This is a genomic window from Psychromicrobium ferritrahens (assembly GCF_043789415.1).
Classification (GTDB): domain Bacteria; phylum Actinomycetota; class Actinomycetes; order Actinomycetales; family Micrococcaceae; genus Renibacterium.
This window is the reverse complement of the sequence record NZ_JBDLLW010000001.1, coordinates 56710-79239: the sequence shown is the minus strand read 5'-3', so window position 1 is coordinate 79239 and position 22530 is coordinate 56710. Positions and strand designations below refer to the sequence as shown.

Below are 22530 nucleotides of genomic sequence, written 5' to 3'. Positions count from 1 at the left end.
TAACAACGCCGTCCAAACCTGAAGCCTGGACGGGCGCGTTATGAAAGAAGGTTACTTGTCCTTTTCGTTTTCTTTGTTGAGCCGAGCCAGCGTTTCCTCTGCGGTCTCGTGAGCAGCTTGATTGCTGCTGTCCTTCGCAGCGCTGCTGGAAATCTGAGCATCGGATTCTGCTGGCAAAGGACCGGTGAGCGAAGAAGCGTCATCGGGAACCACGGGAGCCTCTTCGGACTCGGTGGCCGGGGTGAGGATCTTGGTCACGGTCTGACGGTGCACGGTTGCCGTGTTGCCAGGAGAGAGCTCCAACACAATCTTGTTGTCCGCTTCATCCACTGACTGCACCGTACCGAAAAGGCCGAAGCTGGTCATCACGTCGATGCCCGGGCCCAGCTGAGCCTGCTGCTCCTGCTGAGCCTTCTGCTGCTTGCGCTGCCGCCAGAAGGTAAAACCGATGAAAATAGCAAAGACGGCGAAAAGCAGCACCATCGTAATATCCACAGCAAAAATCCATTCTAAGAACTATCGGGAACGCACACTCACCTTGCAAATGTGCGGAGCGTCATACCAGTCTAGAGTAGTTTTTCACGGATTTCTGTGGATCCACCGTAAACAATGGCCAATTCACCATCTTCCTACACCATCTCCGCCGTCATTCTCGACCTCGTCAGCGAGCTCAAGACTATCGAAAAGAGCGGGCATCTCGGTGGAAACCATTCCTTCCGGCAGCGGCAATCCGAGGTGCAACCAGGCTGCGGGCATCGCGATGCGGCCTCGCGGGGTACGGCCCAACAACCCTTCTCGCACGAGGAAAGGCTCGGCCACGGTCTCAACGGTCTCCATCTCCTCCCCAACCGCGATCGCCAAGGTCGAGAGCCCCACCGGACCGCCGTTGAACTTACCGATCAGCGCCTGGAGCACCGAACGGTCCAGGCGGTCGAGTCCCTTCGCGTCGATCTCATACATCTCAAGAGCGGCTGAGGCACTTGAAGCCTCGATCCTCTCCAGACCATGCACCAGAGCCCAGTCGCGCACCCGGCGCAGCAGCCGATTGGCGATGCGTGGAGTGCCTCTCGAACGACCTGCTATTTCGGCGAATCCTGCGCTGGAGAGCTTCAGGTCGAGCAACCCGGCGGAACGCCGGAGCACCAGTTCCAGTTCCTCCACCGAATAAAACTCGAGGTGGCCGGTGAATCCGAAGCGATCCCGCAATGGCCCGGGCAACAAGCCCGCCCTGGTGGTCGCTCCGACCAGGGTGAAAGGTGGCAGTTCCAAGGGGATGGCGGTGGCGCCGGCCCCTTTGCCCACCACGATGTCAACCCGGAAGTCCTCCATCGCCATATAGAGCATTTCCTCGGCGGGCCGGGACATCCGGTGGATTTCGTCGAGGAAAAGCACCTCCCCCTCGGTCAGCGAGGAAAGGATCGCGGCGAGGTCCCCGGCGTGCTGAATCGCCGGCCCCGAACTGATTCGCAGCGGGGCGTTCATCTCGGCGGCGATGATCATCGCCAGCGTGGTCTTGCCCAGCCCGGGAGGCCCGGAGAGCAGCACATGATCGGCGCTGCTGGCCCGCATCCGTGAAGCCTCCAGAACGAGTGAGAGCTGTTTGCGCACCCGCTTCTGCCCGACGAAGTCATCCAGGTTCTTCGGCCGTAGCGCGGCTTCGATCACCCGCTCATCGGGTTCCCCATCGGCGGAAATCAAGGTTCTCCCCGGCTCCGGCCTGCTTCCGGCGGAAAGATCTTCCTCAGCCATTCAGCCCTCGATTTCCAGCACCGGTGGTCGTGCGAGCGCTACGACGCGCGCCGTCCTGCCCCAACCACCGGAGAGTGGCTCGAAGGATTGCGGCAACATTTCCTTCAGCGCTGAGTGCGGGTTCGCCCTCAAGGGCTTGCTCAATGCTCTTCAACGCATCTTTCTCGCTCCAGCCCAGACTGGTCATCGCCTCAACCACCTGAGGTTTCCAGGCCGAGGAGGACCCGGAACCGGACACTTCCACCACGTTGCCGTGCGGAATCAGCTTGGTAGCCAGTTCCAGAACTATGCGTCCAGCGACTTTCGGCCCGACGCCGGGAACCGTGGTGAAGGTCTTGCTGTCACCGCTCGACGCCGCAACCCGGATGGCTTCCGGCTCGAGCACCGCGAGCACCGCAAGCGCGAGTCGGGGACCGATTCCGCTGACCGTGAGCATAATGTCGAAAACTTCGCGTTCATCCGCGCTCCCGAAACCGTAGAGCGTCATAGAGTCCTCGCGCACGATCATCGAGGTCATCAGGGTGGCTTCTTGACCCAGCCTCAGCCCGCCCAGAGTCTTAGGGGTGGCCTGCACCAGCATTCCCACGCCGTTGATATCAATCACCGCGCTGGAAAGACTCAGCTGAGCCACAGTGCCTCGGAGAAAACTGATCATCTACACGTCGCCTTCAGAGAAATTATCCGAACATATCTACGAATAGATTAGTGCCTCGGGCCCGGTCTGAACCACGCGCCACGCCCCAAAGCCCGATTCCAATCCAAGCTTGTGACAGATAACGCCGCTATCAGAGGCCGAAACCTGCTCTAGGTGGCATAGCGTTACTCGGTTGAGTACTCAGCGCCACTGCTGTTTGGCTTTTTCTGCGTTCTTCCGGGCCTTGGCCTCGGCTTCCAGCCAGAGCTTCCGCGCCGCAGTGAGCTGACCGGGGGCATCCGCTGAGCTGTTCGGCCCGGACCGCCAGGCGTGCGTGATGGCCAGAGCCAGCGCATCGGCCGCATCCGCAGGTTTGGGTTCCTGCTCGAGCCGGAGAATCTTGGTCACCATCTTGGTCACCGCTGTCTTATCGGCCCGGCCATTACCCGTTACAGCGGCCTTCACCTCACTGGGCGTGTGCATCGCCACCGAGACGCCGCGCCGTGCCGCGGCCGCCATCACGATGCCGGAGACCTGCGCCACCCCCATCACGGTGGAGACATTGGTCTGCGAGAAAACCCGCTCCACCGCGAGCACATCGGGCTGGTAACGTTCGAGCCACTGTTCAATCGCTTCGGAGATCACCAGAAGCCGTTGCGGCAGTTCCATGCTCGCCGAGCTGCCGACGACGTCGACCGCCACCATGCTCGCGGTGCGATTGGCGGCGATATCGACCACTCCCAGACCGCAGCGGGTCAGCCCGGGGTCGACTCCTAGAACACGCAGGGCACGGATCCTCTCAGCCTGGAACTAAGCCTGTTCAAAGCAGGAATCAGGCCTCTTCTTCCAATTGAGCCATCACTTCGGCGCTCATATCGGCGTTGGAGTAAATGTTCTGCACGTCGTCCAAGTCTTCTAAGGCATCATAGAGCCGGACAAATTTCTTCGCGTTCTCGACGTCGAGTTCCACCTGCATGGACGGCACGAAGCCGGCTTCGTCGTTCTCGTATTCGATGCCCGCCTCGGTCAGCGCGGCGCGAATCGCGGGGAGGTCCTGCGGTTCTGAGATGACCTCGAAGTTCTCGCCATCGTCCTTGACTTCCTCCGCGCCCGCCTCAAGCACCGCCATCAGCAGATCGTCCTCGGTCAGGTCGTTCTTCGGCAGCGAGACGATGCCCTTCCGAGTGAACATATAGGCCACCGAACCCGGGTCGGCCATGTTGCCACCGTTTCTCCCCACCACCAAGCGGACCTCCGAGGCAGCCCGGTTCTTATTGTCGGTCAAGCACTCGATCAAGATCGCGGTGCCCTGGGGGCCGTAACCCTCGTACATGATGGTCTGATAGTCAACGGCTTCACCGAGCTGACCGGAGCCACGCTTAATCGCCCGATCGATGTTGTCATTGGGCACCGAAGTCTTCTTCGCCTTGGTGACCGCCAGTTCCAAGGCCGGGTTGCCAGCCATATCTGGGCCGCCGACTCTGGCGGCAACCTCGATGTTCTTGATCAACTTGGCGAACGACTTGGCGCGCCGGGCGTCGATAACAGCCTTTTTGTGCTTGGTAGTGGCCCACTTGGAGTGACCGGACATACTCGCTCTTCCCTCTTACGCTTCTTGCTTCATCATTCGGATAAATAATTCGTGCACCCGCAGTTCACCGGGTGATTCGCCGTGGCCAGTGACTTCCGGGTGGAAAGAAGTGGCCAACAAATTCCCCGAGCGTACCGCAACAGCACGTTCCGCTCCATCGATTCTAACCGCGGCGAGGCTCTGCACTCCCGCACCGAGCTCTTCCACCCATGGCGCGCGGATGAAGACCGCGTGCACCGGGCGCTCGGCGTCCGTCAGATCGGTGAATTCCAGATCGGTTTCAAAGGACTCCCGCTGCCGGCCGAAGGCATTGCGCCGCACAGTGATATCCAGCCCGCCAAGGGTCTGCTGCGGCTGTCCCTTCAGATCAATCGCCGGATCAGTGATCCGATCGGCCAGCAGAATCATCCCCGCGCAGGAACCATAGACCGGATGCCCGCCCGCGATGAACTCCCTCAGGGTCTCAGCCAGCCCGAATGCCCGGATCAGCTTGTCCATGGTGGTGGACTCGCCACCGGGCAGAATCAGCCCGGCCACACCGGTCAGTTCCTCGGCGCGCCGCACCGGGACGGCCACGGCTCCACAGGCCTCGACCGCGCGCGCATGCTCCCGAACGTCCCCTTGAAGAGCCAGGACGCCGACACGCTGATTGCTCGAATTCACCGTTTCATCATATCGACGCCGTAGAGGCGGTTTGACCGGCTCAGCAAAATGCCCTTCGGAACCGCCCTCCGAACGAACTTAAGCGAGGCAATCTTGAGCCTCGCGGCCTGGCCGCCTCGGAACCACCGCGCCCAGCCAGTACGATTGAGGTTGGTCTTTCTTTCAGTGAGGTAGAGGTTATGTGCGGAATCGCCGGGTATTACGGCTACAGTGCGGACGAGGCAATGCTCAAGGTGATGAGCGATACGATTGCTCATCGCGGTCCCGATGGCGAGGGCTTCTACACCCAGGACAAGATCGGTTTCGCGCATCGCAGGCTGGCGATCATCGACGTCGCACACGGCCAAGAGCCGATGATCAGCCAGGACGGCAAGACCGTCCTGGTCTACAACGGCGAAACGTACAACTACCTGGATTTGCGCGCCGAGCTGGAAGCTCTCGGCCGCACTTTCGTCACCAACTCGGATACCGAAGTCGTCTTGCAGTCCTATGAGGAGTGGGGCGTTGAAGCCTTCGATCGCTTCAACGGCATGTTCGGCCTGGCTATCCACGACACGAAGAACAATCAGCTCGTGCTGGCCCGAGACCACTTCGGCATTAAGCCGTTGTACTTCGCGAAAGCCGGCACCCAAGAATCCCCCGCCCTGCTCTTCGGCTCGGAGATCAAACCGCTGCTCGCCTCGGGCAAGCTCGAAAGACAAGTCAACGAGCGAATCCTGTACCGCTATCTGCAATTCAGAATCCACGACGAAGAGGCCGAGACCTTCTTCGAGGGTATCGACAAGCTGATGCCCGGCGAGAAGCTGGTGCTGGACACCACGACCGGACAGCACGAGATCAGCATGTACACCCGGTTCCCGGAAGAGCTGAAAGAACTCGCTAAAATTGGCACCCCATATTCGCAAGAGGTGATCGAGGAGTACCGTCAGCGGTTCACCGAGGGCGTGCGGCTCCGGCTGCAATCCGAAGTGCCCGTGGGCACCGCACTCTCCGGAGGGCTGGATTCCTCTGCCGTAGTGGTCACCATCAATAAGCTGATGCAAGAGCAGGCCGCCGCCACCGACTCCCTCGGCGGCTCACAGCAGACCTTCTCCGCAGTCTTCCCGAACTCGATCAACGACGAGGAAAAGTACGCCGACGCCGTCTTGGAGCTCTGCCAGGGCAAGGTCACCAGCCATAAGATCCTGCCCAAGCCCGCCGAATTCGAAGCCGATCTGCTCGACTTCGTACGCACTCAGGAGGAGCCGATCATCTCTTCCGGCCCCTATGCCCAGTACCAAGTGATGCGCGAGGCCTCCAAGCACGTCACGGTGCTGCTGGATGGGCAGGGCGCGGATGAAATGATGGCCGGCTACATCCCCTATTACTTCGCCTATCTACGCCAGCTAAAGAAGAACGGCCAGTACACCAAACTGGCCAAGGAGATGCTCTCCAGCACGGACATCCTGTTCCGGCTGGCCCGTTTCCAGATCTTCGGAAAACTCAGCGCCAAGAAGTCACTGAGCATCTCCAGCCTGCTACAGAAGTCCTTCACCTCGAAGTACAAGAACGAGCGCTTCAGCAACGTGCCGGACAATCTGAAACTGCGCTTGATCGACGATTTGTTCCACAAGTCGCTGCCCTCGGTGCTGCGCTACGAGGACAAAAACACCATGCGCTTCTCCCTGGAAGGCCGGGTGCCGTTCCTGGACAAGGAGGTGGTGAAGTACCTGTTCAGCCTGAGCGATGAGTCGATCATCAAGGGCGGCTGGAACAAGCGGATTCTGCGTGACGCCACACGCGGGCTTTTGCCGTCGATGATCAGCAACCGGCGGAACAAGATTGGCTTCACCACTCCAGAAGCTGAGTGGTTCGTCTCGATGAAGGAGAAGCTCTACGAGATCTTCCTCTCCTCCTCCTTCGAAGCCCGGTCGTACTGGGATCAGGACGCCGTGATCTACGCCTTCGAGGAGTACCTCAGCGGCAAGTCGGCCGCTAACACCATGGTTTTCTGGCGGCTGCTCAACACCGAATTGTGGCTGCGTGAGTTCTTCGACGAGCCCGAGGTCAAGGCGGGAATCGAAGGCAAGAGCGACTACATTCCGAACGCCGATAAGCAGTTGGACATCACGGTTCCGGCGGACGGGGTGACCTACCGTCGCTACCCACTGCGCACCGAGGTCTTCTACAAGGAAACCGACCTCGATCCCGCACTGCTCAGCTACGTCAAGCGATTTGTCGATGGCCTGCCGCAGGCCGGCGCCGAGCACCAGAAGGCCACTGCCGACACCCCCTGGTATCTGTTCATCTCGGAGAAGATCGTGGCGATGACCCAGGGCCGCTCCATCCCGGTCTGGGACATCAAGGTGAGCAATGCGGCAAGGCTTTTCTCTCGCTTTGTGACCAGGAATCCAGGCGGAATCGGCCTGGCCAGCCCCTGGTCCATGCAACTGGCCATTGATGAAGTCGGCTTGCCCCGAATCGCTTACGCTTCCGCGCGTAGCGTGATCGGCAAGCTACAGGGCAAATCTGGCGTGTTCTACGAAGTCGTCGGCCACAATATCAATGCGATCGATGGCGCAGCGGGCTACCAAGTGGGCACCTCGACGCATTCGGTGAAGTACGCTCCGAAGGATCCGGACGGCGTCGCCCGCCGGCTCAGTGCCAAAGTGCGAGCCATGCTGCCGGAAGAGCTGGCGAAGAACTTCGCTGGCACCGCGATCATGGATGCCAATGACCTCGGCGTGGTCGCGCTGGGCCACGACACGGAGTTGAGCAAAGAGGTTCTGGAGGGAATCTTCAAGGACAACCCGCAGGGTCAGACCACGGAGACCACACCGATGTCGTTGGTCTTCCGGCAGGCCTAGTCCCCACGTCCTCCCCACGCTCATACTTCGCGCCGGGGCCCCCGGACGCGTGGCCCCCAGGAAAGTACGACGGCGGCCCGGAAGCAGCATTGCCTCCGGACCGCCGTCGTCGTTCAAGAATTATTCGGGCTTCTCAACTTCAACGACGGGAGCGTCCGCGTTCTTGCGCACGGATTCGATGCCGTTGAGGGCGCTGCTTTTGCTCTTATAGCCCTGAGAGGTAGCGATGACCTCGCCATTTCCGGCCTTGAGCCGGAACCGGAATCCGCCTGATTTGTCTTCGTAGAGCTCAAATTTGCCTGCCATAGCAACCTCTCTATCAGCGGGGCTTCAGCCTCGCATTCATTTCTGACGTGTTCAGTGTTACTCACCTGAGGACAGATGAGAAGACCTTCAGAAACACTGAGTCAAAGTTGTTTCGCCCTGCCCGGCATGGAAGAGTCGGTTCATGTCCATCAACACCGAGGAACTCTCAGAAAACCCGCTGCTCACGCAGAGCCCACTCCCCTATCGCCTGCCGGTTTTCAACGACATCCGTGCAGAGCACTACCTGCCGGCCTTTGAACAGGCCTTCGCTGAGCACCTCGCCGAAGTAGCCGCGATTCGCGATAGTCCTGTGCCCGCGGATTTCAGCAATACCGCTGAGGCGATGGAGCGTTCCGGCACCCTGTTGCGCCATGTCGCCTTGATCTTCTTCAACATCTCCTCGGCTGATACCTCCGCTGAGCTTCAGCAGATCGAGACGACAATCGCCCCTCGGCTGAGCGCCCATCAGGACGCTATTCAGCTGGACAGCAAGCTCTATGAACGATTCGCGCAGATCGACACCAGTGACCTCGACCTTGAATCGCAACGCTTGGTCAACGAGTATCTCGACGACTTCGTCAGATTGGGTGCCGCACTTTCGGAGCACGATAAAGCCACCCTGCGTGAACTCAATTCGAAGATCTCCGAGCTGAGCACCCAGTTCGGTCAACACAGCTTGGCGAATCTCAATACAGCAGCCGTGCTGGTGGAAGAAGCCGCGGATCTCGATGGGCTTTCCAGCGCCGAGATCGCGGCCGCAGCGACCGCCGCTGAACAAGCCGGTCACCCTGGGCAGTATCTGCTCACCCTGATTCAGCCCAGCGGGCAGCCCGCCCTGGAATCCCTCAACAATCGTGAGTTACGACGTCGGCTCTACGAATCCTCGATCAGCCGTGGCCAGGGCCAGTCGGACATTCGTACTCTGGATATCGCCGCTCAACTCGCCGTGCTGCGAGCCGAACGAGCACAGCTCCTCGGTTTCGAGACGCACGCTGCTTTTGAGACCGCCAACCAAACCGCTCCCTCTTTGGCGAGCATTGATGCCATGCTCGCTCAATTGGCACCCGCCGCGGTGCGGAATGCCACAGCGGAAGCGGAGGCCCTCGCTGAGGAGGCCGGCCACAGTATTGAGCCGTGGGACTGGTCGTATTACTCGGAGAAGGTCAGGAAGTCACGCTACGATGTGGATCTTGCCGCGCTCAAGCCATATTTCGAACTGGATCGGGTGCTCCAGGACGGCGTCTTCTATGCGGCCCAGAAACTGTATGGGTTGAGTTTCACCGAACGCCCTGATCTGCAGGGCTATCACCCGGACGTCAGGGTGTGGGAGATTCACAATGAGGACGGTAGCGGGCTCGGCCTCTTCCTCGGCGATTACTACACCCGGGACAGCAAGAACGGCGGTGCCTGGATGAATCCGCTGGTGGAGCAATCAGGGCTCTTCGGCTGGCAGTCCGTGGTGGTGAACAACCTCAATATCTCCAAGCCGCCCGCGGGCGAGCCGACGCTCTTGAGTTACGACGAAGTGGTCACTTGCTTCCACGAATTCGGCCACGCCTTGCACGGCCTGTTCTCTCAGGTGCGCTACCCGCGCTTCTCCGGCACCGACGTGCCTCGGGACTTCGTCGAGTACCCGTCACAGGTCAACGAGATGTGGATCCTCTGGCCCGAGGTCGTAGCTAACTACGCTCGGCACTATCGAAGCGGCGAAGCTTTGCCCTCGGAAACCCTTGAGAAGCTGCGCCTCGCCAAACTCTGGGGTGAGGGCTTCGCCACTACCGAGTATCTTGGGGCCACCTTGCTGGATCAGGCCTGGCATCAACTCAAGGCCGGAGTGGACCCCGGCGATCCCTTGGAGTTCGAGGCGAAGGCACTGAGAGAGGCCGGAATTGAGTTGGATCTGATTCCGCCCCGTTACCGCACTGGGTATTTCAACCACATCTTCGCCGGCGGCTACTCCGCCGGTTATTACGCCTATATCTGGTCCGAAGTGCTCGATGCCGAAACCGTCGAATGGTTCAAAGAGAACGATGGCCTGAGCCGGGCCAACGGCGATCGCTTCCGCCGGGAACTGCTCTCCAGGGGCAATAGCATCGATCCGCTGCAAGCTTTCAAGAACTTCCGGGGCCGGGAAGCCCGGATCGATCCGCTGCTGGCACGTCGCGGGCTGAACTGAATCGACCGGGTCAGCACTGTAGTGAGCGGCATTGCAGCGTGCGAGAGAGTGCAGGATGAGTTCTTTTCCGCGTCCGCGGTCTCCAGCGGCGGGCGGAACTTCAGCACGCACCGGATGAAGTGGAGCTGGCTCCCCGATTCAGCTGATCTGATCGCCAGGTTCCCCTCTGAGATCACTGCGTCGGGGCTGCGGCCCGCGCTTGCCGAAGGCGCCAGGCTGGGTGCCAAGATGGCCGGCATCTGGGTCAACTCAGCGGTACGCCAGGGGGAGCTTGCGAGCTTCGGCTTCATCAAGGGCTGGCAGCCCTGGTGGATGACGTGCCTGACGGACCAGCTGCCTCCGGCCCCTGGGCTGCCGGGGGTTGAGCTTGTCGCCCGCCAAGGCGAAGACCTTCCTGGAACCAGCTGGCAAGTTTCCGCTGTGCTGAGTTCGGGCCAGCGAGCAGGCCTGCAGCTGGGCAAGTGCCTGCTTTTCCCCAGCCCGACGACGCCGGAGCTCGGCGGGGTCTTCGAGATGGCGGTCCAGCCCGAGTACCAGCGTCTCGGCATCGGCACCGCAATGCTGCAGAAACTCGGCGAGATCGCCCGTAAAGCGGGAATCTCGCAGCTGATTCTGAACTCGACCCCCGTCGGCTTACGGCTCTACCAAGCTCAGGGCTTCCAGCTGATCGGCAAGGGGCAGACCTACTGGCTGGAACTGAGCTGATGACCAGATAAACCGCGGCTTCTTGACATTCAACTGCAACGACAGTTTTCTAGTAAAGTCCGAGTGCAACAGCTTGATCACCGCCCGTAGTGGTAACGGCAGGCCGCGATCCGGATTTCAGTTTCCGTAACCTTGTAAACGAGCCGGTGCTCATCGGTGATTCGACGTGACCAATACCCTGCGAAATCATATTTGAGCGGTTCGGGTTTTCCGAGACCCTCGTTCCCGTTTCTGCTGACATCCAGAATGAGCAGGTTAATGCGTTTCAATACCTTGCGATCTTGTGTCTGCCACCAAAGATAGTCGGCCCAAGCATTCTCATCCCAGATCAAGCGCATTGCTCACTCGACATCGATCAGGTCGTGTTCACTCCCTTGGCCGTCCTCGAGACGCTCCATAGCATCAAGGAGGCGTCGTGCATTCGCTGGTGAACGCATGAGGTAGGCCGTCTCTCGAAGTGACTCAAAATCGGCGAGCGATACAATCACCACGGGCTCATGGCCCGCACGGGTAATCACGACTTCCTCACGATCCGCCACAACGTGATCTAAGACCTCGGCGTAGCGCGCTCGCGATTCCGTATAGCTTAAGGTTTTCATCACCCCTCCTGTACAGAATATTGTACGTCACTAGGGGAGTTATGACAACCATGGGTCCCGATCAACAGATCCGCCCATCGCAATCACTCAGTATCGATTCACTCGTTGGCCAGCCGCGCTCAGCTAACCCATGCGGCTCCGGGATTTCCTCAACGTCGATGCCTAGGCCAAAATGAGTCTCCGGCGCGACGACATAGGACGACATAGATAGTGCGTTCATGCCATCGCCGAAATCAGTCATGACGTCATCGGCTAGATAGGATTATCCCTGTGTCACCGCAAGCCGTGTAAATAAATCGGTGCGAAGATCAGGCAATGTTCGGCGATACGGCCAGGTCTTTACCCCTGACCGAGCAGAATTGAAAAAACAGAGGTGAACGGAAATTCATGAGTAATTTGGGCAATTTCGTCTGGTCCATCGCAGACCAGCTACGCGGTGTCTACAAGCCGCACCAATACGGCAGTGTGATCCTGCCGTTCACTATTCTGCGCCGCCTGGACTGCATCATGGAACCCAGCCGCGCCGAGGTCCGCGTGCTGGCAGGCATGTATGACGGCGGCATACTAGACGCCCGAGTGAAGCAGAACACGGGCTTGGGTTTCTACAACACCTCTGAATATGACTTCGCTAAGTTGCTGTCCGACCCAGACGGGCTGCAAGCGAACCTGATCGAGTACATATCGAAGTTCTCCGAGAGCGTTGACGTGTTCGAACGCTTCAAATTCACACAGGAAATCGACACTCTCGCGGAGAAAGGTCGGCTGAGCCTGGTGGTCGCCAAGTTCGCCGAGGTAGACCTGCACCCAGACGCAATCCCGAACGCCGAAATGGGTGACCTATTCGAATATCTCATCTATAAATTTGCTGAGGCTTCAAATGAGGAAGCCGGCGAGCACTACACTCCCCGGGATGCCATCCGGCTCATGGTCGATCTGCTCTTCGCCGAGGAGACCGACGCGCTCCTTGAGCCGGGCGCAATCCGCACCATCTACGATCCCACCGCCGGGACCGGCGGCATGCTCTCCGTCGCTGAGGAACGTCTGCTGGAACGAAACCCGAGCGCCCGGCTGCGCTTGTACGGTCAGGAGATCAATGACCAGTCGTACGCGATCTGCAAATCAGACATGATTGCCAAAGGCCAAGACGCTTCCAATATTCAGCTCGGCGACACCCTGGCTGATGACCTATTCTGGGACAAGAAGTTTGACTTCTGCATGTCCAACCCGCCTTACGGCGTGGATTGGAAGTCCTCTGAAGCGATCGTGAAAGCTGAACGCGCGAAGGCCGGCCCCAACGGGCGCTTCGCTCCGGGACTGCCGCCGGTCTCGGATGGGCAAATGCTCTTCCTCACTCATTTAGCTTCCAAGATGCGGCCCGAACACGAAGGCGGCGGACGGGCTGGGATCGTTCTCAATGGCTCGCCGCTTTTCAACGGTGCCGCAGGTTCTGGACCATCTGAAATTCGGCGCTGGCTATTGGAGAACGACCTGGTCGAGGCGATCGTGGCGCTGCCAACAAATATGTTCTTCAACACTGGCATCGCTACATACATCTGGATCCTCGATAACACGAAGCGAGCCGACCGTCGCGGCCTAGTTCAGCTGATCGACGCGACCTCTTTCTGGATGAAGATGCGGAAGAACCTGGGAGCGAAAGGCCGCGAGATCGACGCCGCGTCTCGGGAACGAATCGTGAAGATCTACGACGACTTCGACGAGCAAACTAAGGAGAACGCCGAATATTCGAAGGTACTTCAGAATACCAACTTCGGCTACTGGACTATCACGGTCGAACGACCGTTGCTCGACGAAGAAGGGCAACCGATCATGGACACGAAGAAACAGACCAAACCCGATACAAAGAAGCGCGACACCGAGAACATCCCATTCACCTACGCAGAAAACACTCGCGGTGAAGTCGGAGCTGCCGAAACCATCAAGACCTACTTTGAAACCGAAGTCCTCCCCCACGTTCCCGACGCGTGGATTGACGAAAAGAAGACTAAGGTCGGCTATGAGATCCCGTTCACCCGACACTTCTACAAATACGTCCCGCCGCGGCCGTTAGCCGAGATCGACGCGGATCTTAACGCACAGATCGCGAAAATCATGAAGTTACTGGCGGAGGTGGAAGCGTGACACGATTTGGTACTGCAGTGGAGCGCATCAACGAGCGGATTCCCGGCATCGACCTTCCTCTATTGTCGGTGTCCCAAGTCCACGGAGTTATCCGACGCAGCGAACTCACGGACAAGCCTCAGCGTGCCGAGAGCCTGGATGCATACAAAGTGTGCAGGCTAAACGATATTATTTTCAATAAAATGAGTATCCGAGCCGGAGCCCTTGGCGTTGCGGGCGAAGACGGCTTGGTTACCTATCATTACGAGGTAATGCGTCCACGTTCAGATTCGGATCCGCGTTTTTTAGCATATCTCATGAGATCGGTTTGGTTCACCGAGGAACTTATCAAAAGAGAACGCGGTATCGGCGCTGGCGATCAAGCAAATGTCAGGACAACAGAGGTCCCATTCTCCGTCCTTCGTACTATTGACGCATGGATTCCGGCATGTGGTGAGCAGCAAGCAATCGCAGACTTCCTAGACCGCGAAACCGCCCGCATCGACACTCTCATCGACGAACAGCAGTGCCTAATCAAGACATTAAAAGAGCGTCGGCGAGCTTTTATAACACAGGCCGTTTCCTTGTCCGAGCCAAAATTTCCCCTTACCCGAGTGATTAACCGGATCCGTCAGGGGGCCAGTCCGAATTGCGAGCCATGGCCAGCGGATGGTGTCAGTGAGTGGGGCGTGCTCAAAGTCGGCGTTTCAAACACCGGACAATTCCGCCCAGAAGAGAACAAGCGACTTCCTGATGATGAGCCGCCGCGCTCAGATTTTGCAGTGCAACCGGGCGAACTCGTTATGTCCCGCTCAAACTCTAAGGAGCTCGTCGGATGTGCTTCTGTGGCCCCTGAAGGATACCCGCGACTCCTCCTCAGCGATCTGACTTATGGAATAACTTTGGCGTCCAATGCGGAGGCAGAGTTCGTTGCGCTGACCCTTCAAGGAGCTGTTGCTCGTCATACGATTTCGGCGATGTCCAAAGGCACTAGTCCATCGATGCAGAAAATTTCGCAACGGGATATCGGAAACATTCCGATATCCCTACCCAGCATCGCAGTTCAACGATCCATCGTCCTGGAAACAAACAGACACAATTCAAATATCGACAGACTTATCACAGAAACGGAGCGGTTCATCGAATTGGCCCAAGAGCGACGGTCAGCCCTCGTCACCGCCGCAGTCACCGGTCAGATCGACGTCCGAGAAGAGGCCATCTAAAGTGGTTCAGCATCGGGAAATCAAATTAGAACCCAGATACCGCAGCACGCCCATCGCCGCATACAGCCCAAGCTTGGTTAGCCTCGACAGTAAGATTGTCTAATGGCGACTCAACCGGAATCCGTAGACGAACTCCTTCTCGAGCAAATCATCGACGGCCTCAAATTCCGCGGGCAATTTGTGCGACATTGCGACGAAACGGACACCGATGAAGTTGCACGGATTCGTTCACTTGGTCGTCGCGCTGGACACAACCTCGGCTGGAAGATTATTACCTTCGCCTCCGATCCTGACCGTCGAGAAGATCGCAAAATCGTGGTAGTGGTGGCTGTTGAGGAATCTAACCCACTACATGAGGAACTAATGCGCATCCGTGGAGAGAAGACTATCCGCAAGATGTCCCATAAGAGGGAAGCATGATGGCCGGCCACAAAGAGATCGAGTTCGAGAACGAACTCTGCGACCACTTGGCAGTGAACGGCTGGCTGTACTCAAAGAACGACGCCGGCTACGACAAAGAGCGAGCGCTCTTCTCCGAAGATATGATCGGCTGGTGGCGGGACACCCAACCCGATGCGCTGTCCAAGGTATTGCCTGCCGATGCGGCAATTGACGGATCGCAGGCAGGAGTGCTGCTTGACCGCGTGGTGAAACAGCTTGAGACCCCAGTGGAATCCGGCGGTGGCACCTTGAATGTGCTACGCGGGGAGATCAAGCACGTTAACGCTCGGCTACGAATGTGTCAGTTCAAGCCGGAATCCACACTGAACGCCAAAACCGTTGAGGACTACGAGAAGGTTCGAGTGCGCGTCATGCGGCAGGTTTATTTTTCTCCTGCCGACGGACGTTCGATCGATCTGGTGCTTTTCGTGAACGGCCTACCGGTGGCGACGCTGGAACTCAAGACAGATTTCGTCCAGTCCATCGCGGACGCGGTCAAGCAGTACAAGATTGATCGCCTGCCAAAGGATCCCGGCACCGGCCGGGTGCATCCGCTGTTGACCGTGGGTCGGGGCGCACTGGTGCATTTCGCGGTCTCAAACACCGAAGTAGAGATGGCTACGAAACTCGCTGGCGATGCCACCCGCTTCCTGCCCTTCAATCGTGGCACCGAGGAAGGCGGAGCGGGGAATCCCATCAACCCTAACGGATCGCCGTCGTCGTACCTGTGGGAGCGTGTACTTGATCGAGACGCCTGGCTCGGCATCCTCGGCCGGTTCATGTACGTCAAACACGAAATCTCGACCGACCCGATCACCGGCAAGACCACGAAGTCGGCATCGATCCGCTTCCCACGCTTCCACCAATGGGAAGCCGTCACCCAGCTCACAGAAAAGGTGATCGAGGAGGGCGTTGGGCACAAATACCTGATCCAGCACTCGGCTGGGTCAGGGAAGACTGACTCCATCTCCTGGCTCTCGCACCGGCTCGCGCGTTTGCAGGTGAACAACGAGAAAGTCTTCGATTCCGTCATCCTAATCACTGATCGGACTGTGCTCGACGCCCAACTGCAGGACGCGGTCCGGCAACTCGACGGGGACCACGGTATCGTCGTGGCCATCGACCGCGAAACGGCAGTCCGCTCCGAGGCTAAGTCAAAATCAGGGTTGCTGGCGAAGGTGCTGGCGGACGGGAAGCTGATCATCGTCTGCACCATCCAGACCTTCCCCTTCGCACTAGATGAGATCCGAAAGAACAAGGGGCTCTCCGGCAAACGCTTCGCTGTTATTGCGGATGAGGCGCACTCCTCCCAGACCGGGCAAGCCGCCACTCAGCTCAAGGCCGTATTGACCGCTGAGGAACTCGAAGACCTTGCCGACGGCGGAGAGATCGACGTGGAAGCCGTTCTTGCTGCGGAGGTGACCGAGCGTGCGGCGTCGCAAAACATCTCCTACTTCGCGTTCACAGCCACCCCGAAAGCCAAGACGCTGGAGCTGTTCGGCCGTCGTCCCGACAACAATCCGGCTGAGATGCCGTTGCCTTTCCACGTCTATTCGATGAGGCAGGCGATCGAGGAGGGCTATATCATCGATGTCCTGCGTGGCTATCACTCCTACCAGCTTGCCTTCCAAGTCGGGCAGAAGGCCGAGACCGGTGGTGGCGAAGTGGATCAGTCCGAGGCGACCAAGCAGGTGATGCGATGGGTGAAACTACACGCGCAGACGATAGACCAAAAGGCCGGCATCATTGTCGAACACTTCCACGACCAAATCGCCGGGTTGCTAGACGGACATGCGAAGGCCATGGTGGTCGCGGATTCCCGCAAGGCCGCCGTGCGATACAAGTTCGCGATCGATAAGCACCTGCAGCGCCGCCAACTCGCCTACCAGACGCTAGTCGCGTTCTCTGGCTCGGTCAGCGACCCCGAGACCGGGCCAAAGGACTTCACCGAAGCGAGCATGAACCCGAGCACCTACGACTTGCGCACAACATTCAGTGAGCCCGAGTATAAGGTGATGATCGTCGCCAACAAGTTCCAGACAGGCTTTGATCAGCCGTTACTGTGCGCGATGTACGTTGATCGGAAGCTTTCGGGCGTCACGGCGGTTCAGACGCTTTCGAGACTTAACCGCACGTACGTCACACCAAACGGGCAGGTGAAGAGTGCCGTTGATACCCAGGTGGTGGACTTCGTCAACAATCCCGCTGACATTCGCGATGCCTTCGAGCCGTATTACCTCGGCGCATTCCTGGAGACTGAGACCGACCCCAATCTCGTACACGACATCTCCATTAAGCTCGATCAGGCGACGATCTACACGAAAGCTGAGATCGACGCCTGCGCCGAATCATACGTCAATGGCAGGGGCAACAACACCCTCGCCGCGGCCCTCAGTCCGGGTCAAAAACGGTTCTGGGAACGCTGGCAAGCAGCCTTGCTCGCGCATGGAGGCACTGGCGACAATGCGGAGATCAATACGCTGGAGTTGTTCCGCAAGGACGTTGGCTCGTTTGTCCGGATCTATGACTTCATGTCCCAAATCATCGACTATGGCGATGCCGAACTGGAGAAGAAGGCAATCTACCTTCGTCTCCTCTCAGCCCTTATCCGCGAAGGTGCGGACCGAGAGGAGCTCGACCTCAGTGGACTTGCCCTCACACATGTGAAGCAGGTCGACAGAGGCAAGGTCAACATCGGGATGGAAGGCGGAATTGGCCTGGCGGGCATGACTGCTGCCGGCACCGGTGCAAACCGCGACCCGAAGCTGGTGGCGCTGCGGGAAGTTCTTGAGCGCCTCAACGACCTGTTCGGCGACGAGGACTTCACCCCGGGTCAGCAGCAGTCCTTCATCGAAAGCTTGTTGCGAAACCTCCTGGAAAACGAGACTCTGGTCCAGCAAGCTCGCGTCAACACCACCCGCCAGTTTAGCGAGTCCCCAGACTTCGACGACGCCCTCAAGCTCGCCGTGTCGGACAACCAGGCAGCACACGCTAGAATGGCTGACTATTTCTTCTCCAGCGCGCCTGGACGACCAACACTTATCTCACTCATCGCTAGCGCCTTTCATGAGTTCGCTAAGACGTCTGTTTGAGACACGTCGCGGACTGAACTAACACCAGCACCGCTTTCTGCCCGCAAAGTGGAGCAGAAACGCCTCAGCACCACTTTCACCCTGGAAAGTGGTGCTGAGATACCGATCAGACGAGGGATGTACTGGATTTACCAGCCGCGTTCGGCCAGCCTGTGCGGTTCCGGGATTTCCTCGACGTTGATGCCGACCATGGCCTCGCCCAGGCCGCGCGAGACATTGGCGATCACGTCTGGATCGTCGTGGAAGGTGGTGGCCTTGACGATCGCCGCGGCGCGCTGCGCCGGGTTGCCCGACTTGAAGATGCCGGAGCCGACGAAGACGCCATCGGCACCGAGTTGCATCATCATCGCGGCATCGGCGGGAGTCGCGATGCCGCCAGCGGTGAACAGCACCACGGGGAGCGAACCGCGCTGGGCGACCTCCTTGACGAGTTCGAAGGGCGCTTGCAGTTCCTTGGCTGCGACGTAGAGTTCGTCCTCCGCCATCGAGCCCAGTCGCTTGATCTCGGCGCGGATCTGGCGCATATGGGTGGTCGCATTGGAGACGTCGCCGGTCCCCGCCTCACCCTTGGAGCGGATCATCGCCGCCCCTTCATTGATCCGGCGCAGCGCTTCACCGAGATTGGTGGCACCGCAGACGAAGGGCACGGTGAACTTCCACTTATCGATGTGATTGGTGTAGTCGGCCGGGGTCAGCACCTCTGACTCGTCGATGTAGTCCACGCCGAGCGATTGCAGAACCTGAGCCTCCACGAAGTGCCCAATCCGGGCCTTGGCCATCACCGGGATGGAGACCGCTTCGATAATGCTGTCGATCATGTCCGGATCGCTCATCCGGGAGACGCCGCCCTGTGCTCGAATATCGGCGGGAACCCGTTCCAGGGCCATTACCGCGACAGCTCCGGCGTCCTCAGCGATCCGCGCCTGCTCAGCGGTGACCACGTCCATGATCACCCCGCCCTTGAGCATTTCAGCCATGCCGCGTTTCACGCGGCTGCTTCCGGTCAGAGTTCCGGGCTGTTCGGGTGTTTCGGACATTTCAGCTCCTCGAAATACTGCGCTTGGCGCACATCACTATCAGCACCGATCCTAGCCATTCCGCAGCGATGAGCAGGCCAATTTCAGTCGATATTCCACTGTTAAGGGCCACAGGAATTTCTGTGGCCTGCTCACAGCGCACTGATTCAGCCTGTGATTTCGCGACTTATTCCGTACCTTCAAGAGCCATTGCCTGCGTCCGGACCACCCGTACTCGCTGAAAAATGGTGATCACGCTGGCTATCGCGAGCAGGATGAGCACAATGAACAAGACCACGGAGGGGATGCCCAGGCCCACTAAGCCGGTGGTGACCAGCACCACGACGAGGCGCTCGGAACGCTCAGCGATGCCCACGTTCGCGGTCAGGCCCAGGCCCTCTGCGCGAGCTTTGCTATAAGAGACCAGGGAACTCAGCACAAGGCAGATCAGAGCGAAAATGGCGATGGCCGGGTTCTGCCCACCGAGGAAGAACCAGATCACCAGGCCGACGAAAACGCTGCTATCCCCCACCCGGTCCAGATTAGAATCGACGAACGCCCCCCACGGGCCCTGGCGCTTGACTTCCCGGGCCATCAGGCCGTCGATGATGTCGGAGAAGACAAAGACCGTGATCACCACGGTGCCCCAGAAAAGCTGCCCCATCGGGTACCAAATCAGCGCCCCGGCCATCACTCCCAGAGTGCCGACGACGGTCACCAGATCGGGAGAGACTCCCCAGCCGACCAGGAGCTGAGCCACCGGCCTGAAAATCGCTGCGAACAGGCCTCTGGCATATTTGTTCAGCATTGTCAGTCCAGCTGTTCTGTCCAGGCCTGGGCGACTTGCTCTCGCACATCTCCCAGGGTTTGAGTGATCGCCTTGGTCTGGGCAATGATCGGCAGAAAATTACCATCGCCTCCCCAACGAGGCACGATGTGCTGATGCAGGTGCCCGGCAACTCCCGCACCGCCGGTGACCCCCTGGTTCATCCCGAGATTGAATCCGGAGGGCTTGGCGACCTTGCGGAGCACCTTCATCCCGCGCTGCGAAAGCGCGGCGAACTCAGCGGTCTCCTCAATCGTCAGGTCGGTGTAATCGGGAACGTGTCGGTAAGGGCAGACCAGCAGGTGCCCCGGATTGTACGGATACAGATTGAGCACCACGAAGCAGAGTTCGCCTCGGAAGGCAATCAGCGATTCTTCATCGCTGCGGCCCGGAGCCAGGCAGAAGGGACAATCCTCCTGCCCTTTGTTGAACTGCGCCTGACCACCTTTGATATAGGCCAGCCGATGAGGCGTCCAGAGACGCTGGAACGCATCGGGCACTCCGGCCAGTTCAAAGTCGTCAGTCGGCTCGCTCATCGCTGGCTGTCGCTCCGTTCCTTGACGATTCTCACGATCCGCTCAATCGCATCATCCACCGGCACCCCGTTGTCCTGGCTGCCGTCCCGGAATCTGAAAGAGACCGCCCCGGCCTCGACGTCGTCGCCGCCGGCGATCAGCACGAAGGGGATCTTATCTTTGCTCGCGGTGCGGATCTTCTTCGGGAAACGGTCCGTGGAGAGGTCTGCTTGAGCCCGGATTCCGGCCTTCCGCAGCCGGTCGATCAGCTCTGAGATGTAACCGTCAAAGGCCTCAGCCACCGGAATACCCACCACCTGAACCGGTGCCAGCCAAGCTGGGAAAGCACCCGCATAGTGCTCGGTCAATACGCCCATGAAGCGCTCCACCGAACCGAAGAGTGCACGGTGAATCATCACCGGCCGCTGACGGGAACCGTCTGCTGCCTGGTATTCCAGTTCGAAGCGCTCCGGCAGATTGAAATCCAGCTGAATCGTCGACATCTGCCAGGTTCGGCCGATAGCATCCCTCGCCTGCACCGAGATCTTCGGACCATAGAATGCCGCGCCTGCTGGATCCGGCACCAATTCCAGACCGGAATCGGCGGCGACTTCCGCCAGGGTGCGAGTGGCTTCCTCCCAGACCTCATCCGAGCCGACGTACTTATTCGGATCTTTGGTGGAGAGTTCGAGGTAGAAGTCTTCCAGTCCATAGTCCTTCAGCAGGCCGAGCACAAAATTCAGGGTGGAGGTGAGTTCCTCCTTCATCTGCTCCTTGGTGCAGTAGATGTGCGCGTCGTCCTGGGTCATGCCACGCACTCTGGTCAGGCCGTGGATCACCCCGGATTTCTCATAGCGGTAGACCGAGCCGAATTCGAAGAGCCGCAACGGAAGCTCCCGGTATGATCGGCCGCGCGAGCGGAAGATCAGGTTGTGCATCGGGCAGTTCATCGGCTTCAGGTAGTAGTCCTGGCCGGGTTTGCGCACGGTGCCGTCCTCGGCCAGCTCCTCGTCGACGTGCATCGCGGGGAACATGCCATCCCGGTACCAGTCGAGGTGCCCCGAGACTTCGTAGAGGTGCCCCTTGGTGATGTGCGGGGTGTAGACGAATTCATACCCGGCCTCGATATGACGGGCCCGCGAGTAATCTTCCATCTCCTTGCGGATGATTCCGCCCTTGGGGTGGAAGACCGGCAGCCCGGAGCCGAGCTCGTCGGGAAAGGAGAACAGATCTAGTTCGGTGCCGAGTTTGCGGTGATCGCGGCGTTCCGCTTCGGCGATCCGCTCCTGGTAGGCCTTGAGCGCGTCTTTGGTCGGCCAGGCGGTGCCATAGATGCGCTGCAGCTGCTTATTGGCCTGGTCGCCGCGCCAATAAGCCGCCGCACTGCGGGTCAGCGCATAGGCGTTGGAAATCAGCTTGGTGTTGGGCAAGTGCGGACCGCGGCAGAGGTCTTGCCAGACCACTTCGCCGTCCTTATCGAGGTTCTGATAGATGGTCAGCTCTCCGGCGCCGACCTCCTGAGCCGCGCCTTCGGCTGCCTCCGCGCTATTGCCCTTCAAGCCGATCAATTCGAGCTTATAAGGCTCGTCCTTCATCGCCTCAATCGCTTCGGTCTCGCTGACCACCCGGCGGACAAAACGCTGGTTGGCATTGACGATCTTGAGCATCATCTTCTCGAGTTGCTTGAGATCCTCGGGGGTGAAGGGCTCTTCGACATCGAAGTCAAAGTAGAAACCGTCGGTGATGTGCGGACCGATGCCCAGTTTGGCGTCCTTGCGGAGCTGCTGCACGGCTTGAGCCATGACGTGTGCTGTGGAGTGCCGGAGCACGTTCAAACCATCGGGTGAATCGATGGTCACTGCTTCCAGGGCGCTGCCGTCGATCAGTGGCTGATGCAGATCGCGCAACTCGCCATTCACCCGGGCTACCACCACGGTTCGATCATCCTGGTAGACCTGAGCAGCAGTAGTGCCCGAACTGAACTCTCTGGCTTCGCCGTCGACGGTGACTTTAACGAGTTCAGACATAGG

The 22530-nt window shown here is 59.1% G+C and carries 20 protein-coding genes; 7 read left to right on the top strand and 13 right to left on the bottom strand.

Annotated features, from left to right (window positions below; all coding sequences use genetic code 11):
* Window positions 1–51 precede the first annotated feature (51 nt).
* The 6 genes from yajC to pdxT form a co-directional block, all read right to left on the bottom strand.
* Window positions 52–495 carry a preprotein translocase subunit YajC gene (gene yajC, locus ABDK06_RS00365; RefSeq protein WP_394937763.1) on the bottom strand — a complete coding sequence of 148 codons (444 nt, stop codon included), beginning with the start codon at window positions 493–495 and terminating at the stop codon, window positions 52–54.
* Between the two features lie 123 nt (window positions 496–618).
* Window positions 619–1749: a Holliday junction branch migration DNA helicase RuvB gene (ruvB, locus tag ABDK06_RS00360; RefSeq protein ID WP_394937761.1), complete on the bottom strand. Its 1131-nt coding sequence runs from the start codon at window positions 1747–1749 to the stop codon at window positions 619–621.
* Window positions 1742–2404 (bottom strand): Holliday junction branch migration protein RuvA, encoded by a 663-nt coding sequence (gene ruvA, locus ABDK06_RS00355; RefSeq protein WP_394937759.1) that lies wholly within the window; start codon window positions 2402–2404, stop codon window positions 1742–1744. Before ruvA ends, ruvB begins: the two co-directional genes overlap by 8 nt.
* Window positions 2405–2584: 180 nt before the next feature.
* Complete coding sequence (gene ruvC / locus ABDK06_RS00350; RefSeq protein WP_394940761.1) at window positions 2585–3169, bottom strand: crossover junction endodeoxyribonuclease RuvC; 585 nt, start codon at window positions 3167–3169, stop codon at window positions 2585–2587.
* 46 nt (window positions 3170–3215) lie between these two features.
* The gene (locus ABDK06_RS00345; protein WP_394937757.1) at window positions 3216–3974 is read right to left on the bottom strand and encodes a YebC/PmpR family DNA-binding transcriptional regulator; all 759 of its coding nucleotides are present in this window, start codon (window positions 3972–3974) and stop codon (window positions 3216–3218) included.
* A gap of 15 nt (window positions 3975–3989) precedes the next feature.
* Window positions 3990–4637, bottom strand: a complete 648-nt coding sequence (pdxT, locus tag ABDK06_RS00340; RefSeq protein ID WP_394937755.1) for a pyridoxal 5'-phosphate synthase glutaminase subunit PdxT — start codon at window positions 4635–4637, stop codon at window positions 3990–3992.
* A 179-nt stretch (window positions 4638–4816) separates the two neighbouring features.
* Here pdxT and asnB point away from each other — a divergent pair, with 179 nt between their 5' ends.
* Complete coding sequence (asnB, locus tag ABDK06_RS00335; RefSeq protein ID WP_394937753.1) at window positions 4817–7483, top strand: asparagine synthase (glutamine-hydrolyzing); 2667 nt, start codon at window positions 4817–4819, stop codon at window positions 7481–7483.
* 120 nt (window positions 7484–7603) lie between these two features.
* Here the strand turns inward: asnB and ABDK06_RS00330 are convergent, their stop codons facing one another.
* Window positions 7604–7789, bottom strand: coding sequence for a YegP family protein (locus ABDK06_RS00330; protein ID WP_394937751.1), 186 nt, complete (start codon window positions 7787–7789; stop codon window positions 7604–7606).
* A gap of 142 nt (window positions 7790–7931) precedes the next feature.
* On the opposite strand from ABDK06_RS00330, the gene ABDK06_RS00325 reads away from it, so the two are divergent.
* Complete coding sequence (locus ABDK06_RS00325; protein ID WP_394937749.1) at window positions 7932–9965, top strand: M3 family metallopeptidase; 2034 nt, start codon at window positions 7932–7934, stop codon at window positions 9963–9965.
* A gap of 21 nt (window positions 9966–9986) precedes the next feature.
* Window positions 9987–10670 (top strand): GNAT family N-acetyltransferase, encoded by a 684-nt coding sequence (locus ABDK06_RS00320; RefSeq protein WP_394937747.1) that lies wholly within the window; start codon window positions 9987–9989, stop codon window positions 10668–10670.
* A gap of 77 nt (window positions 10671–10747) precedes the next feature.
* Here ABDK06_RS00320 and ABDK06_RS00315 read toward each other — a convergent pair whose 3' ends face one another.
* Together ABDK06_RS00315 and ABDK06_RS00310 are read right to left on the bottom strand one after the other, a co-directional pair.
* Entirely contained in the window at window positions 10748–11008 is a 261-nt protein-coding gene (locus ABDK06_RS00315) for a Txe/YoeB family addiction module toxin (protein ID WP_394937745.1), read from the bottom strand.
* 3 nt (window positions 11009–11011) lie between these two features.
* Window positions 11012–11269, bottom strand: coding sequence for a type II toxin-antitoxin system Phd/YefM family antitoxin (locus ABDK06_RS00310; RefSeq protein ID WP_394937743.1), 258 nt, complete (start codon window positions 11267–11269; stop codon window positions 11012–11014).
* Window positions 11270–11656: 387 nt separating this feature from the next.
* Between ABDK06_RS00310 and ABDK06_RS00305 the strand changes: the two genes are divergently transcribed.
* The 4 genes from ABDK06_RS00305 to ABDK06_RS00290 all read left to right on the top strand — a co-directional run bounded on the left by ABDK06_RS00305 (window position 11657) and on the right by ABDK06_RS00290 (window position 18143).
* Window positions 11657–13408, top strand: a complete 1752-nt coding sequence (locus tag ABDK06_RS00305) for a type I restriction-modification system subunit M (protein ID WP_394937740.1) — start codon at window positions 11657–11659, stop codon at window positions 13406–13408.
* The gene (locus ABDK06_RS00300; RefSeq protein ID WP_394937738.1) at window positions 13405–14610 is read left to right on the top strand and encodes a restriction endonuclease subunit S domain-containing protein; all 1206 of its coding nucleotides are present in this window, start codon (window positions 13405–13407) and stop codon (window positions 14608–14610) included. Before ABDK06_RS00305 ends, ABDK06_RS00300 begins: the two co-directional genes overlap by 4 nt.
* 102 nt (window positions 14611–14712) lie before the next feature.
* Window positions 14713–15030: a hypothetical protein gene (locus tag ABDK06_RS00295; protein ID WP_394937736.1), complete on the top strand. Its 318-nt coding sequence runs from the start codon at window positions 14713–14715 to the stop codon at window positions 15028–15030.
* Window positions 15027–18143, top strand: coding sequence for a type I restriction endonuclease subunit R (locus tag ABDK06_RS00290; RefSeq protein WP_394937734.1), 3117 nt, complete (start codon window positions 15027–15029; stop codon window positions 18141–18143). Before ABDK06_RS00295 ends, ABDK06_RS00290 begins: the two co-directional genes overlap by 4 nt.
* A 128-nt stretch (window positions 18144–18271) precedes the next feature.
* Here ABDK06_RS00290 and pdxS read toward each other — a convergent pair whose 3' ends face one another.
* From pdxS to thrS, 4 genes are all read right to left on the bottom strand, one after another.
* Window positions 18272–19180, bottom strand: coding sequence for a pyridoxal 5'-phosphate synthase lyase subunit PdxS (gene pdxS / locus ABDK06_RS00285; RefSeq protein WP_394937732.1), 909 nt, complete (start codon window positions 19178–19180; stop codon window positions 18272–18274).
* Between the two features lie 166 nt (window positions 19181–19346).
* A complete protein-coding gene (gene pgsA, locus ABDK06_RS00280) occupies window positions 19347–19967 on the bottom strand; it encodes a phosphatidylinositol phosphate synthase (protein WP_394937730.1) in 621 nt (206 codons plus the stop codon).
* 2 nt (window positions 19968–19969) lie between these two features.
* Window positions 19970–20521: an HIT family protein gene (locus tag ABDK06_RS00275; protein WP_394937728.1), complete on the bottom strand. Its 552-nt coding sequence runs from the start codon at window positions 20519–20521 to the stop codon at window positions 19970–19972.
* Window positions 20518–22527 carry a threonine--tRNA ligase gene (gene thrS, locus ABDK06_RS00270; protein WP_394937726.1) on the bottom strand — a complete coding sequence of 670 codons (2010 nt, stop codon included), beginning with the start codon at window positions 22525–22527 and terminating at the stop codon, window positions 20518–20520. The genes ABDK06_RS00275 and thrS overlap by 4 nt, the downstream gene beginning before the upstream one ends.
* Window positions 22528–22530 lie beyond the last annotated feature (3 nt).

Bases quoted from the DNA above. Each gene is read 5' to 3' on its own strand.
- ruvB (WP_394937761.1), bottom strand. From the start codon at position 1,749: ATGGCTGAGGAAGATCTTTCCGCCGGAAGCAGGCCGGAGCCGGGGAGA.
- ruvA (WP_394937759.1), bottom strand. From the start codon at position 2,404: ATGATCAGTTTTCTCCGAGGCACTGTGGCTCAGCTGAGTCTTTCCAGC.
- ABDK06_RS00345 (WP_394937757.1), bottom strand. From the start codon at position 3,974: ATGTCCGGTCACTCCAAGTGGGCCACTACCAAGCACAAAAAGGCTGTT.
- asnB (WP_394937753.1), top strand. From the start codon at position 4,817: ATGTGCGGAATCGCCGGGTATTACGGCTACAGTGCGGACGAGGCAATG.
- ABDK06_RS00330 (WP_394937751.1), bottom strand. From the start codon at position 7,789: ATGGCAGGCAAATTTGAGCTCTACGAAGACAAATCAGGCGGATTCCGG.
- ABDK06_RS00325 (WP_394937749.1), top strand. From the start codon at position 7,932: ATGTCCATCAACACCGAGGAACTCTCAGAAAACCCGCTGCTCACGCAG.
- ABDK06_RS00315 (WP_394937745.1), bottom strand. From the start codon at position 11,008: ATGCGCTTGATCTGGGATGAGAATGCTTGGGCCGACTATCTTTGGTGG.
- ABDK06_RS00310 (WP_394937743.1), bottom strand. From the start codon at position 11,269: ATGAAAACCTTAAGCTATACGGAATCGCGAGCGCGCTACGCCGAGGTC.
- ABDK06_RS00305 (WP_394937740.1), top strand. From the start codon at position 11,657: ATGAGTAATTTGGGCAATTTCGTCTGGTCCATCGCAGACCAGCTACGC.
- ABDK06_RS00295 (WP_394937736.1), top strand. From the start codon at position 14,713: ATGGCGACTCAACCGGAATCCGTAGACGAACTCCTTCTCGAGCAAATC.
- ABDK06_RS00290 (WP_394937734.1), top strand. From the start codon at position 15,027: ATGATGGCCGGCCACAAAGAGATCGAGTTCGAGAACGAACTCTGCGAC.
- pdxS (WP_394937732.1), bottom strand. From the start codon at position 19,180: ATGTCCGAAACACCCGAACAGCCCGGAACTCTGACCGGAAGCAGCCGC.
- pgsA (WP_394937730.1), bottom strand. From the start codon at position 19,967: ATGCTGAACAAATATGCCAGAGGCCTGTTCGCAGCGATTTTCAGGCCG.
- ABDK06_RS00275 (WP_394937728.1), bottom strand. From the start codon at position 20,521: ATGAGCGAGCCGACTGACGACTTTGAACTGGCCGGAGTGCCCGATGCG.
- thrS (WP_394937726.1), bottom strand. From the start codon at position 22,527: ATGTCTGAACTCGTTAAAGTCACCGTCGACGGCGAAGCCAGAGAGTTC.